This window comes from Sphingomonas sp. IBVSS2, from assembly GCF_002127225.1.
Taxonomy (GTDB): domain Bacteria; phylum Pseudomonadota; class Alphaproteobacteria; order Sphingomonadales; family Sphingomonadaceae; genus Sphingomonas.
In genome coordinates, this window is record NZ_NFUR01000002.1 from 463,288 (window position 1) to 476,975 (window position 13,688).

Sequence of the window (13,688 nt, forward strand, 5' to 3'; positions counted from 1 at the left end):
CATGATCAGTGTTTCCGGGCCGCGCCGTCTCCGCGGCTCGCCCGGCATTCCGGCCGGCTTGCGCCAGCTCTCTGTTGCTTTTGGCCGGCTCTTGCCCGCCGCTATCCGATCATCGCGAAGCGCCTGCGCCCGTCGGCGAGCAGCCTGCGATGAAATTTCCTGAGCGATTCCGGTCCGTTGCGCTGCGCTATGGACCCCAGACGGGTCAGCCCGAGCCAAGTGAGCGCCTCCGCGGCGCGCATGGCGGGTTCAATGCAGATTCGCTCGATATCCTGCGCCATCGGCGCGAAATAAGCCGCCTCTCCCTGCAATGTCGCGAGCTTGCTGCTCGTCTGTGCCAGCGTTTCTTGTCCGATGTGGACACCGGTGTCAACTAGTCCGCGGCCAATCCGGAACAGCAGCCAGTGCAGATGGCCGAGCAGTGCATGGTCGTTGCCGGCAAAGGCGCCCTGGGCCGCCATCAGTTGCTCGGCATAGATCGCCCAGCCCTCGGCGAAGGTGGGGGCATATTCGATGCGTAGCGGATGCGGGTTCGCGGCCGCCTCGATGGGCAGCTGGATCATGTGTCCGGGCAGCAGCTCGTGATGGACGACGGCGGGCAACGTCCAGGAAGGACGGTCGCGGATGCGCGCCAGGTCGGGGAAATAAGCGCCCGCCATGCCGGGGGCGGGGATGGTGCGATAGCCCTGCTTGCCCTCGGCCTCTTCCTGCGGCGTCATCCGCAGCGCCGATACGTTCAGGCATTCGGGCGGCAACGGCCCGAACAGCGCGGGCAGGCGCGCGGGGACGGTGGCGAGCGCCGCGTTCATATCGGCCACCGCGCGATTCCGCCCGGCATCGTCGTCGCTGTAGAGGAAGCGGGGATCCTTGAACGCGGCGCTGATCCGGGCGCCGACCGAACCCTGGGAATAGCCCAGGCGCCTGAGCACGGCATCGGCGCGGGCCGTGAGCGCTTCCGCCACGACGAGCATCTGGTGATGCGCCTCGGCCGGGGCGATGGCGGCGCCGTAATGGCGCTCGAGCAGCAGCGCGAAATAGCGGGCGCCGCCGGGGAAGCGGCTGGTGCCAGGCTCCCGCGGCGCGCGGGGGGCGAGCTCCCCGAGCAGCCGGGCCTGGCCGGCGAGCGCCGCCGCGGCGGGACCCGTCGCCTTGTCGGCGGCGGCGGCAATGCCGGAACGGGTCTTTTCGAGCAGTGGCGCCGGCAGGATCACGCCGCGCCGGGCATCCGCTGCGATCCGCGCATTCTCGGCTTCGATATGATGGGGATCAGGTGCCTTTTCGCGCCAGGCGCCGGCATTCGGAGCGACGACATAGGGCGAGCGGCCCAGCCGGCCCACGGGCAGGTTGCGGAGCAGCGCGGCATCGACGGCGAGGCCGGCGCGCACCGTTTCCAGATCGATCCGGGCCGAGGGCGAGAGCGACGCCGGATCGAAGCCCCTCAGCTGCGCGAGCCTGGCGGCGGGCGTACCCAGCTTCGCCAGGCCGTCGAGCGCGGCGCGGAGATCGGCGTCGCGGTTCGGCGCGGCCAGCGCGGCGCGGGGAAGCGCGGCGACACCGGCGGCGGCGAGGAACTGGCGGCGGTGCATCGCGGTCCTCCGGTTCAGCGGGGCAGCTGCACCACATTGTTGCGCCGGGTCACTTCGGGGGCGTCGCCGGGAAGCGCCACGCGGACGCGCGCCGCGCCCCTGGGGAGGTCGAGCGTCACGGTTATGGCCCTGGGGACGAGGTCGAGCGGGGCGGCGAGGGCGGGGATCGGCGCGGTGGCGAGCGGCTTGCCCGACGCGTCCTCGATCGTGAGCGTGCCGCCGGCCGCATCCTTCGCGCCGAGGCTGTGGACGGTAACCGCGAGCTTGCCGCCCTTCACCGCGACATCGTCGCTGCCGATGCCCAGGTCCGGGCGCGTGGCGACGTCCTCGCCCGGTGTCTTCAGGGTGAATTCGATCTCGGTCGTCGCATGCGGTGCGAAGGTTACCCGGGTCGCGGCGCTGCGTTCGAGATGGAGCGCGGTGGTGGTGCCGTTCGTCACCATCTCCCATTCGCCGGCGGCAATGTTCCAGGTGCTCATCTCGGCGGCCTGCGGCGTATCGCCGGTGTTGTAGGCGATCACCTTGAAATGGGTCGGCGTTGCGCCGGGCACCAGGATCGCCGTCTTCAGCGCGCCCTCGGGGTCGTCGAAGCGCCAGCTCACCGCATTGCCCGGCCAGGTCTGGTTGCGGCGCAGGGCGATGCCGCCCAGCCGCTCGCGCTGAAGGATCTCGTTCGGCTGGTCGACCCGGTCGGACCACCAATGGCCTTCGGTATACATATATTGGCGCTGCGCCTTGTCCGCGATCGCCGCGGCGTGGAGCGATTCCAGATATCCGGTGTCGCCGGTCGCGTCCCATGCGGCCCATTGCTCGAAGGCGCCGCCCTTCTTCGCCCTGTCGACGAGCGTCCTCGACCAGTCCTTGTCGGCGCCGAGCAGCCTGACCGCGTTCTCGTTGATGTCCTGCACCGAGGCGGGGCCGCTCTTGCCCGCCCGGGCGAGGATCGGGGCCAGGTATTTCGCGTCGCCGCTGAAGCGATAAGCGGCCCAGGCCGCCTGAAGCGGGGTGGAAGCGCCGCCGCCATCGCCGGCGCGCTCGGCATCGGTGCGCCAGTTGATTTCGTTCGGCCAGCTCCAATTGCCCTTCGCGTCTCGCTTGCCATGGGCGAGCAGGCCGTCGGTGACGCCGGTGACCAGGCCGCGTGCATCGGGATTGCCGTTATAGAGGCCGATCAGCGTCGGCGCGTGGAGGACGACGAAGCTATAGGGCTTCTGCCATTCGAACGGCCCCTCGCGGTATATCTTCCGCGCACCGTACCAGTTGCTCGCGAAGTGGAGATGGCCGGCCGGGTTGGGGAGGATGATGGTCTTGAGCGCCTTCACCGTCGCCATCAGCCGCTCGACCGCGCGCGGCTCGCCCCAGTTGAGATAGAGCCGCTCGGCATCCGAGTTCATGCCTTCCTCATAGGCGTGGAGCTCGTCGGTGGTGATATGGCCCAGGCCGTTCACCATCATGCCGTTCTTGTACACCGCCTCGGACAGCGCACGCAGCGAGCCATTGATCTTGTCGGGGTCGACGCCCATCAGCGCCAGGCCCGGCCATTGCTGGGTCAGGTCGGTATCGTCGGAAATGCCGCCGCCGAAATCGCCGTACGGCACCTGGCGATTGTCGATCCACCAGTTCACGAACTGGCGGGTGATCTTCAGATCCTCGAGCTGACGGAAGGCCCAGAGCGGCACGCCGGCGGGGGCTTCCGGCTGCTTGAACGCGGGCAGGTTCTGGGCGCCATAGCTGATGTCCGCCCAATAGCGGCGGCCCTCGACATGATCGGGATCGATGCGGAGCAGGTCGCTCGCATCGGCGAAGACGCGGGCATACATGGCGGCGCGCTTCGAGGCGGTGTGCTCCTCGACCAGGAAGCCCCAATTGTCCTTCACCTGGTTGAACCGGTCGGCGATATGCTCGGGGAGCGCGGCGGCGCGGTCCTTGAACACCAGGCGGATGTTCATGCCGTCGAGCGCGGCCGGGCCGAAATCGGGGGCGGCGGAGGCAATGGCGAGATAGAGGCTGTCGTTGGTGAGGATGCGGTCGCGCAGGTCGAGCCAGAGCGTGCGTGCCTCGCCGGGTCGGACCGAGACCGACAGGTCGATCATGTCACGGCCCGGCCAGATCGGGTCCTTCACCCGGATGTTCAGCGGAATCAGCCCGTCCTTGCCGGGAGTCGCCTTGAGCGCGGGAAGGTCGATCGCGATGCCGTCGAGCCCGTCGCGGCCGTTCTCCCAGCCGTAATTCCAGGCACGGGCAAGCGCGCGGCCGGGGAAGGCGTCGCCGAAGCCCGAAGGGATCAGGATATGGACGATCGGCATCGCCCCCTCGACATGCGCGGCGGCGCCGGTCGCGGCGGCGCTGCCCGCGCCGGCCGCGGCCGAACCGGCGCCGGGGGGCAGGGCGAGCACGGTGTTGCGCTCGTAGCCGGGATAGCGGCCGCGAATGAACTTGTTCAGCGGGGTGAGCGCGGCGAGATCGGCGGAGACCTGGGCATTCACCGTGTAGCTGAGCTTGAAGCTTCCTTCGGGCTCCTTGGCCGGGCCGATGTCATAGGCCCAGATTTCCTGGATCGGCTGCTCCTGCATCCCATTGGTGAAGCGGAGCGTGCCGCCTTGCGCGGTGCCGAGAGACGTGACGCTGCGGACGACGCCCCGGGGGCGTTGCGCGAGGTTGCGGAAGCCGGCGCCATCCGCGCTGTAATCGAGCGCGCCATGGGCGGCGCCGCGGATCTCGACGCGGTTGAACTTCTCGCCGGCGGGAACGGTCAGCGTGTAGGTCTTGCCGCCTTCGACATAGACGTTCCAGTCGGGCAGCTCGAAATAATCGTCGCGGCCGGGGAGCCTGGAACGATTATAGACGCCGGGCCAGGTCGTCTCGGCGATGCCGTCCACGCCCTTCCACATCCATTCCTTCAGGTCCTTCGCATCGGCGAACTCTACCTTGCGGACGCCGGTGACCTTGTCGGCGAGCACCGGCGGGGAAGCGGCGTCCCAGCCGAAGCGGTGGAGCCAGGCGGCGCGCTTGCCCGCCTCGTCGGCAGCCGGGACGGAGGCGGGCTCGGCCTTGGCGGCGAGCGCGGCGATGCCGGCTGGGTCGAGCATGCGATCATAGACGCGGATCTCGTCCAGGTCGCTGCCGCGCATGAAATTGTAGCGGCTCTGCACCTGGTGCGGCGCCATCACGCGGCCGGCCATGCCGAACTGGTCGAGCCCGGTATCGAGATCGGCCTTCTGGTCCTTGCGCGCGACTTCCCGGCCATCGACGAAGAGCCGCACGCCGACGCTCTCGTCCCAGGCGAAGGCGATGTGCTGCCAGGCATCGGGCGCGGGATTGGCGGGCAGCCTGAACGAGACGCGGACGCGCGAGAGGTTCGCGTCGGTCACGAAGGCGTCGAAGCCATGGCCGTTCCAGTCGATGCGCAGGAACGCCATGTCCCAGCTCGAATGATCGGCATAGCCGACGCGGAAGATCACGAAGGGCGCCTCGCCCACCGGCTCGCGCGAGCGCCAGAAGAAGGAGAGGGTGCCGCGCTGCGCCTGGATGTTGCCCGGCGCGTTCCAGGCGATGTAGCCGTCATCGGCCCAGCGGAAGGCGCCGCCGATCGCGCCGTCGGGCACGTTGGTCACCTTGGTCTGGAAATTGGGGACCGCGTCGCCGCCGGCCTTCTCGGCCGTGCCGCCGCTGTCGCCCGAGGCGCGGAAGAGCAGGCGATCGTCCGTACCCTGCGCCGCGGCGGGGTTCGCGGCGAGCGCGAGCGCCCAGGCCAGGGCGATGCTGGTGGACGTGCGGATCATGGCGTGCCTCTCTGAACGAACAGGACGGTCTGCGCCGCCTCTTCCGTCAAGCATGGCGATGCTTGACACCGGTGACAATATCTTTCTCGTTTCGCGGGCGTGTCCGCTTGACGGGGAAGCATAAGCGCGACAGCCTTCTGGTGACCGGTGTCAGGAACGGCCGCCGCGGAAAACCGGGGCAAGATTGGGGAGAGGGCGATGATCGTACGCCGCGACATGCTGCGCAATATCGGCGCGGGAGCCGCGTTCGGGCTCGCGCCGCGACTAGCCTTGGCGGCCGACCCCGACCCCTGGGCGCGCGCCGACGCGATCGCGCGGGCCGTGCGAGCGCCGATCTTCCCCGCGCGCGACTTTGACGTCACTCGGTTCGGGGCGAAGGGCGACGGGACGACGCTCAACACCGAAGCGATCGCCGCCGCCATCGCGGCGTGCGCCGCTGCGGGCGGGGGCCGCGTGGTGGTGCCGGCCGGGCGCTTCCTCACCGGGGCGGTGCATCTCAAGTCCAACGTGAACCTGCACGTCACCCGCGACGCGACTCTGCTCTTCAGCACCGATCCCGCCCATTATCCGATCGTCTTCACCCGCTGGGAAGGCATCGAGCTGATGAACTATTCGCCGCTCGTCTATGCGCGCGGGCAGCGGAACATCGCGCTCACCGGCGCGGGCATCCTCGACGGGCAGGGCGGCGCCCGGCACTGGTGGGCATGGAAGGGCCCCTGGGGCGGCGCGACCGACCATGGCTGGCGCGAAGGCATGCCGGACCAGCGCAAGGCGCGGGCGCGGCTGTTCCGGATGGCCGAGGACAAGGTGCCGGTGGAGAAGCGCGTGTTCGGGGACGGCGACTTCCTGCGCCCGGCCTTCGTCCAGCCCTATGCCTGCGAGAATGTGCTGATCGAGGGCGTGCGCCTGCGCGGCGCACCCTTCTGGCAGGTGCATCCGGTGCTCTGCCGCAACCTGATCGTGCGCGGGCTCGACATAATGGGGCACGGGCCGAACAATGACGGCTGCGATCCCGAATCGGTCGACGGCGCGCTGATCGAGCGCTGCGCCTTCGACACCGGCGACGATTGCATCGCAGTCAATTCCGGGCGCAATGCCGATGGCCGCCGCCTGGCCGCGCCCGCGCAGAACATCCTGATCCGCAATTGCCGGATGAAGGCTGGGCATGGCGGCGTAGTCGTCGGATCGCAGATCTCGGGCGGGGCGCGCTGGATCTTCGCCGAGGATTGCGTGATGGACTCGCCCGATCTCTGGTATGCGATCCGCTTCAAGAACAACGCGCTGCGCGGCGGGCTGCTCGAGAATTTCCACTATCGCAACCTGGAGGTGGGCCAGGTGGGCCGCGCCGCGGTGACCTGCGACTTCAACTATGAGGAAGGCGCCGCCGGACCGTTCGTGCCGAAGCTGCGCAACGTCGTGATCGAGCGGTTGCGGGCCAAGAATGCGGTGCGGGTGCTCGACAGCCAGGGCCTGGCCGGCGCGCCGGTGACCGGGATCACCCTGCGCGACTGCAGCTTCGACGGCGTCACCCAGCCCAGCGTGATCCGGCATACCGAGGGGCTGAGGCTGGAAAATGTGAGGGTGAACGGCGCGTTGGTCGATCATCTCGCCTGAGGTGCGTTGACGCGCCGATCTGACACCGGTAGCATCAGCGCGACACCTGCGGAACCGCGCAAAGCCGGACGCAGGACTTCGGAGAGGAGATCGCGCGCAAGTTACTCGACATGGCCCGGCACCGGTTCCGGCCTGTCTTCTCCCATCGCCCGTGGACCGCAGGAGGCGAGCGGTTCCCGGGCAGGCGAAGCGGGATGGGACGGCGATGTCGGGCGACGGCTTGCGCGTGCGCGGGCCGAACGTGGCGGGCGGCCCTCACGCGACGGGAACATGGGGAATTTCAAGTTGATCGAAGGACGGGAACCGGCCGAGGCCATCGCCCAAGCATTTGTTGCGGCCCGACAGGCAGGAAATGCACTGACCGACTATCCCGGCGAACTGCCGGGCACGCTCGAGGAAGCCTATGGCATCCAGGAGCGCGCGATCGCGCTGTTCGGCGACCGGATCGCGGGATGGAAAGTGGGCAAGATCCCCGCGCCGCTCGACGCGACCTATGGCACCAACCGGCTGACCGGGCCGATCTTCGCCGATTCGGTGGTGATCGCGGCCAATGGCGAAGTGCCGGAGATGCCGGTGTTCGAGCGGGGCTTCGCCGCGGGCGAGGCCGAATATCTGCTCCGCCTGGGCGCGCTGCCCGCGGATTTCGACCGGCCATGGACCAATGCCGAAGTCGCCGAATATGTCGACGCCGTCCATGTCGGCATCGAGGTCGCCAGCTCGCCCTTTGCCGGAATCAACGCGCACGGCCCCGCCGTGACCGTCTCGGATTTCGGCAACAACAACGGCCTGGTGATCGGCGCGGAAATTCCGCGCGGCACGGATTTCCTCGAGTGGCCGGTAGCGCTAACAATCGAAGATGAAGTGGCCGGCGAGGCGACCGCGAGCACCATGCTCGACGGCCCGTTCGGCGCCGTCCGCTTCCTGTTCGAGCTTGCCGCCAACCGGCAGCTGCCGCTCGCGCCGGGCCAGTGGATCTCCACCGGCGCGGTCACGGGCGTCCACCCCGTCCGCGTCGGCGAACTGGTGGAGGCGCGGTTCGCGAATGACTACAGCGTCCGGTGCCGTATCGTCGGCATCCACGACGCCTGAGAACGAGTCGCCAGAACGCGATAAGAGAGACGAGGGAGAGGATGATGGCGAGTAAGGGAGAGGCGGCAGTCTCCGGCGCGGTTTCGCGCGTCGGGCGCTATCGCTGGGTGATCGTGGGGCTGCTCTTCGCCGCCACCGCGATCAACTATGTCGACCGGCAGATGATCGCGGTGCTCAAGCCCGACCTGTCGAAGGAGCTCGGCTGGACCGAGACCGACTATGCCAACATCGTCTTCTACTTCCAGGCCGCCTATGCGATCGGCTATCTCGCCTTCGGCAAGGTGGTGGACGCGATCGGCGCGCGCTTCGGCTATGCCATCGCGGTGGTGATCTGGACGATCGCGCACGTAGCGCATGGCGGCGTGCACACCGTCATGCAGTTCACCCTGGCCCGCTTCGGCCTGGGCATCGGCGAATCGGGCAATTTCCCGGCCGGCGTGAAGACGGTCGCGGACTGGTTCCCGGCCAAGGAGCGCGCCTTCGCGGTGGGCCTGTTCAATGCGGGGTCGAACGTCGGCGCGATCCTGACGCCGCTGCTGATCTGGGCGATGGTGCCCGCCTTCGGCTGGCGCATGACCTTCGTGATCACCGGCATCTTCGGCGTGATCTGGCTGGTCGCCTGGCTCGCCATCTTCCGCGACAAGCCGGCGGACCACCCCAAGGTGGGTGCGGCGGAGCTGGCCTATATCACCCAGGATCCGGCCGATCCCGAAGTGAAGGTGAAGAACCTGTGGGGCAAGCTGCTCCGCACCCGGGAGACCTGGGCCTTCGCGCTCGGCAAGTTCTTCATCGATCCGATCTGGTGGTTCTACCTGTTCTGGCTGCCGAGCTGGCTGGGCAAGGAATATGGCCTGAACCTGACCAGCTGGGATTCGCCGACCGCGGCGATCGCGCTGGGTGCGATCTATCTGATCTCCGATGTCGGTTCGGTCGCGGGCGGCTGGCTCTCGGGCAAGCTGATGAGCACCGGCATGAGCGTCAACAAGGCGCGCAAGCTCACCATGCTGATCTCGGCCTGTTTCGTGCTGCCGGTGATGTTCACCACCTTCTACGGCAATCTCTGGCTCAGCGTGTTCGTGGTCGGCGTGGCCGCGGCGGCGCACCAGAGCTTCTCGGCGACGCTCTACACCATTCCCTCGGACACCGTGCCGCGCTTCGCGGTGGGCTCGGTGATCGGGATCGGCGGCACCGTCGGCGCGATCGGCGGCATGGTCTTCTCGAAGTACGCGGGTTATGTGCTCGACGCGATCGGCAGCTACGCGCCGCTCTTCATCGTCGCGGGTGCGGCCTATTTCCTGGCGCTGCTTTCGATCCACCTGCTTTCGCCGCGCCTGGCGCGCGCCGACGTCGCGTAACGGAAAGGACTGGACGATGGCCCGGCCCCTGAAGCTCGATCCCGACCGGCTGTTCCCGGCCGAGGACCGCACGCGGGAGATTGCCCGCGCGCTCTATGCCGAAGTGGCCGGGCTGCCGATCATCAGCCCGCACGGGCACACCGACCCGACCTGGTTCTCGACCAACGCCAATTGGTCGAACGCAACCGAATTGCTGCTCTCGCCGGACCATTACATCTATCGCATGCTCTATTCGCAGGGCGTGGCGCTGGATGCGCTGCGCGTGCCCAGCAAGGCGGGCATGCCGGCGACCGATCCGCGCGAAGCCTGGCGGACCTTTGCCGGGCACACCCACCTCTTCCGCGGCACGCCCTCGGCGATGTGGCTGGGGCATGTGTTCGGCGAGGTGTTCGGCTTCGACGTGGCGCTAGATGCCGGCACCGCCGATCATTATTACGACACGATCAACGCGAAGCTGGCGACCGACACGTTCAGGCCGCGGGCGCTGTTCGACCGCTTCAACATCGGCTTCCTCGCCACCACCGAGGGGCCGCAGGACGACCTGGCGCCGCATCATGCGATCCATGCCTCGGGCTGGGGCGGGCGGGTCGTCACCACTTATCGCCCCGATGCGGTGATCGACGTCGAGCATGAGCAGTTCGCGGGGGCGATGCGGGCCTTCGCCGAGAAGACGGGCGAGGATGTGTACAGCTGGGACGGCTATCTCGCCGCCCATCGCAAGCGCCGCGCCGATTTCCGTGCCGCCGGTGCCACCGCCACCGATCATGGCCACCCGACCGCGGCGACCGCGAACCTGGGCAAGGACGAGGCCGAGCGGCTGTTCCGCACCATCCTGTCCGATCGCTGGACCCCGCAGGACGCCGAGCTGTTCCGCGCCCAGATGCTGACCGAAATGGCGGCGATGAGCGTCGAGGACGGGATGGTGATGCAGATCCATCCGGGCTCCTTCCGCAACCACAATGGCGGGCTGTTCGCGAGCCATGGCCGCGACAAGGGCGCAGACATCCCGATGCGCACCGACTATGTCCATGCGTTGAAGCCGCTGCTCGACCGGTTCGGCACCTCGACCGACCTTTCGATCATCCTCTTCACGCTCGACGAGACGGTTTATTCCCGCGAGCTGGCGCCGCTGGCCGGCCATTATCCCTGCCTGAAGCTGGGGCCCAGCTGGTGGTTCCATGATTCGCCGGAGGGCATGCGCCGCTTCCGCGAGCAAGTGACCGAGACCGCCGGCTTCTACAACACCGTCGGCTTCAACGACGACACCCGCGCCTTTCTTTCGATCCCCGCCCGGCACGACGTCGCCCGGCGCGTCGACTGCGCCTTCCTCGCGCGGCTGGTGGCCGAGGGGCGGCTGCTCGACTGGGAGGCGGCGGAGCTGGCGCACGAACTTACCAACGGGCTGGTGCGCAAGGCGTACAAGCTCGATCAACCCGCGCCGGCGCCCGTCGCCGCCGCTGCCTAACCCAACGGAGCCCCCATGTTCGACCGGACCTATTACGCCACGCACCCCGACATGATGGAGTGCGTCTCGAACGAGGAACTGCGCGACCGCTATCTGATCACGGACCTGTTCCGCGACGGCGAGTGCGTGCTCAACTATACCCATGCCGATCGCATGGTGATCGGCGGCGTCGCCGTGGCCAGCGGCGCGGTGAAGCTGCCCGACCAGACCGAGCCGGCCTCGGCGGCGGGGCACCCGTTCCTCGAGCGCCGCGAGCTGGCGGTGGTGAACATCAGCGGCGTCGAAGGCATCGTGACCGTGGACGGCGAAGCCTTCACGCTGGGCAACAAGGACTGCCTCTACGTGACGATGGGCGCCAGGGACGTGCAGTTCTCGGGCGATGGCGCGCGCTTCTACCTGGTCTCGTGCCCGGCGCATAAGGGTTTCCAGACCCGCAAGCTCGGCATCGCCGACGCCAACCGACTGGACCGCGGCACGCTGGAGGAATCGAACGAGCGTTCGATCTATCAGCTCGTCATCCCGGGCGTGTGCGACAGCGCGCAGCTCGTCATGGGCCTGACGGTGCTCAAGCCCGGCAGCGTGTGGAACACCATGCCGCCGCACATCCATGAGCGCCGTAGCGAGATCTATCTCTATTTCGAGCTCGACAATCTCGAGAAGGACCGTGTGTTCCATTACATGGGTGAAGGGGAGGCGACCCGGCACATCGTGATGCAGAACGAGGAGGCAGTGATCAGCCCGCCCTGGTCGATCCATATGGGCGCCGGTACGAAAGCGTACGCGTTCATCTGGGCGATGGCGGGCGAGAACCAGGACTATACCGACATGAACGTGCTGGACATCTGCCAGCTGGCGTAATTGTTGCTCCCCTTCCGCTTGCGGGAGGGGCTGGGGGAGGGCGTAGCACCCACGCGATGCCCTCCCGTTATTTCAGGCCCTCCCCCGACCCCTCCCGCAAGCGGAAGGGGAGCGAAATTGGCGAGGGACGGGAGCTTTGAATGACCAATCCCTTCGACCTTTCGGGCCGCGTCGCGGTCGTTACCGGCGCCAATACCGGCATCGGCCAGGGCATCGCGATGGCGCTCGCCGCGGCCGGTGCCGACATCGCCGCGGTGGGCCGCACGCCCGCGCAGGAAACCGTGGAGAAGGTCCGCGCGCTGGGCCGCAGAGCGGAGATCGTCTCGGCCGATCTCTCGACCATTGCGCCTGTGGACAGGGTTGTGGACGAAACTGTGGACAAGTTGGGCGGGCTCGACATCCTGGTCAACAATGCGGGCATCATCCGCCGTGCCGACAGCCTGGATTTCACCGAGGCGGATTGGGACGCGGTGGTCGATACCAACCTGAAGTCGGTGTTCTTCCTCTGCCAGGCGGCAGCGAAGCACATGGTGGCGCAGGGCCGGGGCAAGATCATCAACATCGCCTCGATGCTCACCTTCCAGGGCGGTATCCGCGTGCCGAGCTATACTGCGTCGAAATCGGGCATCGGCGGGCTGACCAAGCTGCTCGCCAACGAATGGGCGGCCAAGGGCATCAACGTGAACGCGATCGCGCCGGGCTATATCGCCACCAACAACACGGCCGCACTGCAGGCGGATGCGGATCGCAACCGCTCGATCATGGAGCGCATCCCGGCCGGCCGCTGGGGCGATCCGACGGACATGGGCGGCGCGGCGGTGTTCCTCGCCTCTTCGGCCGCGGATTATGTCCAGGGCCATATCCTGGCGGTCGATGGCGGGTGGCTGGCGCGATGAGCATTGCCTTTTTCGGCGAGCTGATGCTGCGGCTCTCGCCGCCGGGGCGCGAGCTGCTGCTCCAGACGCCGAAGCTGGACGTGAATGTCGGCGGGGCCGAGGCGAACGTTGCCACGGGGCTGGCATGCCTTGGCCACAAGGTGCGGATGATCTCCGCGGTGGCGGACAATCCGCTGGGCGGCGCGGTGATCGGCGAGCTGCGGCGGCGCGGCGTCGACACTTCGACCGTGGTTTCGGAGCCCGGCCGGCTCGGCCTGTATTTCCTGACGCCCGGCGCGGGGCTGCGCGCGTCCGAAGTCGTCTATGACCGCGCATATTCCGTGTTCGCCCGGCGCCCGGCGGAGCGCTGGGACTGGGACGCGCTGCTCGACGGCGCGACGCGGCTGCACTTGTCGGGCATCACCCCGGCGCTCGGCCACAACACCGCCGCCGCCGCGATCGCCGCAGCCGAAGCGGCCGCCGCCAGGGGCATCCCGGTCTCGTTCGACGGCAATTACCGCGCGAAGCTGTGGGAGAGCTGGGACAGCGACCCCAAGGCGGTGCTGACCCGGCTGATCGGCCATGCCGACCTGCTGTTCGGCAACCATCGCGACATCTCGCTGCTGCTCGGGCGCCAATTCTCGGGCGACGGCGCCGATCGCCGGCGCGAGGCGGCGGAAGCGGCGTTCGCGGCTTTCCCGAAGCTACAGACGATCGCCAACACCGCACGCCATGTCGACGATGCCGATAGCCACCGCGTCTCGGCGCGGGTCGACACGCGGGCCGGCGGCTACCAGACCGACGAGGTGCTGATCGCCGGCATCGTCGACCGCATCGGCGCGGGCGATGCGTTCGCCGCGGGCGTGCTGCACGGCCTGATCGAGAGCGGCGGCGATGCGAAGGCGGCCGCGCGGGCCGGCCTGGCGCTCACCGCGCTCAAGCATTCGCTGCCTGGCGACGCGAGCCTGTTCACGCGCGCGGACCTGGCGGCGTTCGACGAAGGCGGGCTCGACGTTCGCCGATGATCGACCGGAGGCGAAACATCGCCCCGGCATGGGTGAGGA

9 protein-coding genes are annotated in these 13,688 nt (G+C 68.3%); 7 read left to right on the plus strand and 2 right to left on the minus strand.

Translation table 11 applies throughout. From position 1 onward, the window contains the following. Positions 1-101 precede the first annotated feature (101 nt). Together CAP40_RS08235 and CAP40_RS08240 are read right to left on the minus strand one after the other, a co-directional pair. Positions 102-1,586, minus strand: a complete 1,485-nt coding sequence (locus CAP40_RS08235) for a DUF885 family protein (RefSeq protein ID WP_086128897.1) — start codon at positions 1,584-1,586, stop codon at positions 102-104. A 14-nt stretch (positions 1,587-1,600) separates the two neighbouring features. Continuing rightward, positions 1,601-5,368: a LamG-like jellyroll fold domain-containing protein gene (locus CAP40_RS08240; protein WP_086128898.1), complete on the minus strand. Its 3,768-nt coding sequence runs from the start codon at positions 5,366-5,368 to the stop codon at positions 1,601-1,603. Between the two features lie 198 nt (positions 5,369-5,566). Between CAP40_RS08240 and CAP40_RS08245 the strand changes: the two genes are divergently transcribed. From CAP40_RS08245 to CAP40_RS08275, 7 genes are all read left to right on the plus strand, one after another. Then, the gene (locus CAP40_RS08245) at positions 5,567-6,982 is read left to right on the plus strand and encodes a glycoside hydrolase family 28 protein (protein WP_256924079.1); all 1,416 of its coding nucleotides are present in this window, start codon (positions 5,567-5,569) and stop codon (positions 6,980-6,982) included. Positions 6,983-7,267: 285 nt separating this feature from the next. Further along, positions 7,268-8,071 carry a 2-keto-4-pentenoate hydratase gene (locus tag CAP40_RS08250; RefSeq protein WP_306298555.1) on the plus strand — a complete coding sequence of 268 codons (804 nt, stop codon included), beginning with the start codon at positions 7,268-7,270 and terminating at the stop codon, positions 8,069-8,071. Positions 8,072-8,115: 44 nt separating this feature from the next. Continuing rightward, positions 8,116-9,426 carry an MFS transporter gene (locus CAP40_RS08255; protein WP_086129373.1) on the plus strand — a complete coding sequence of 437 codons (1,311 nt, stop codon included), beginning with the start codon at positions 8,116-8,118 and terminating at the stop codon, positions 9,424-9,426. Positions 9,427-9,442: 16 nt separating this feature from the next. Then, a complete protein-coding gene (uxaC, locus tag CAP40_RS08260; RefSeq protein ID WP_086128900.1) occupies positions 9,443-10,891 on the plus strand; it encodes a glucuronate isomerase in 1,449 nt (482 codons plus the stop codon). Positions 10,892-10,906: 15 nt separating this feature from the next. Continuing rightward, on the plus strand, positions 10,907-11,749 hold the full coding sequence (kduI, locus tag CAP40_RS08265) for a 5-dehydro-4-deoxy-D-glucuronate isomerase (protein WP_086128901.1): 843 nt from the start codon (positions 10,907-10,909) through the stop codon (positions 11,747-11,749). A gap of 140 nt (positions 11,750-11,889) precedes the next feature. Further along, positions 11,890-12,645 carry a 2-dehydro-3-deoxy-D-gluconate 5-dehydrogenase KduD gene (gene kduD / locus CAP40_RS08270; protein WP_086128902.1) on the plus strand — a complete coding sequence of 252 codons (756 nt, stop codon included), beginning with the start codon at positions 11,890-11,892 and terminating at the stop codon, positions 12,643-12,645. Next, complete coding sequence (locus CAP40_RS08275) at positions 12,642-13,649, plus strand: sugar kinase (protein WP_086128903.1); 1,008 nt, start codon at positions 12,642-12,644, stop codon at positions 13,647-13,649. The genes kduD and CAP40_RS08275 overlap by 4 nt, the downstream gene beginning before the upstream one ends. Positions 13,650-13,688: the final 39 nt, after the last annotated feature.

Excerpts from the sequence above, each read along its gene's own strand:
- CAP40_RS08235 (WP_086128897.1), bottom strand. The coding sequence starts at position 1,586 with ATGCACCGCCGCCAGTTCCTCGCCGCCGCCGGTGTCGCCGCGCTTCCC.
- CAP40_RS08240 (WP_086128898.1), bottom strand. The coding sequence starts at position 5,368 with ATGATCCGCACGTCCACCAGCATCGCCCTGGCCTGGGCGCTCGCGCTC.
- CAP40_RS08245 (WP_256924079.1), top strand. The coding sequence starts at position 5,567 with ATGATCGTACGCCGCGACATGCTGCGCAATATCGGCGCGGGAGCCGCG.
- CAP40_RS08255 (WP_086129373.1), top strand. The coding sequence starts at position 8,116 with ATGGCGAGTAAGGGAGAGGCGGCAGTCTCCGGCGCGGTTTCGCGCGTC.
- uxaC (WP_086128900.1), top strand. The coding sequence starts at position 9,443 with ATGGCCCGGCCCCTGAAGCTCGATCCCGACCGGCTGTTCCCGGCCGAG.
- kduI (WP_086128901.1), top strand. The coding sequence starts at position 10,907 with ATGTTCGACCGGACCTATTACGCCACGCACCCCGACATGATGGAGTGC.
- kduD (WP_086128902.1), top strand. The coding sequence starts at position 11,890 with ATGACCAATCCCTTCGACCTTTCGGGCCGCGTCGCGGTCGTTACCGGC.
- CAP40_RS08275 (WP_086128903.1), top strand. The coding sequence starts at position 12,642 with ATGAGCATTGCCTTTTTCGGCGAGCTGATGCTGCGGCTCTCGCCGCCG.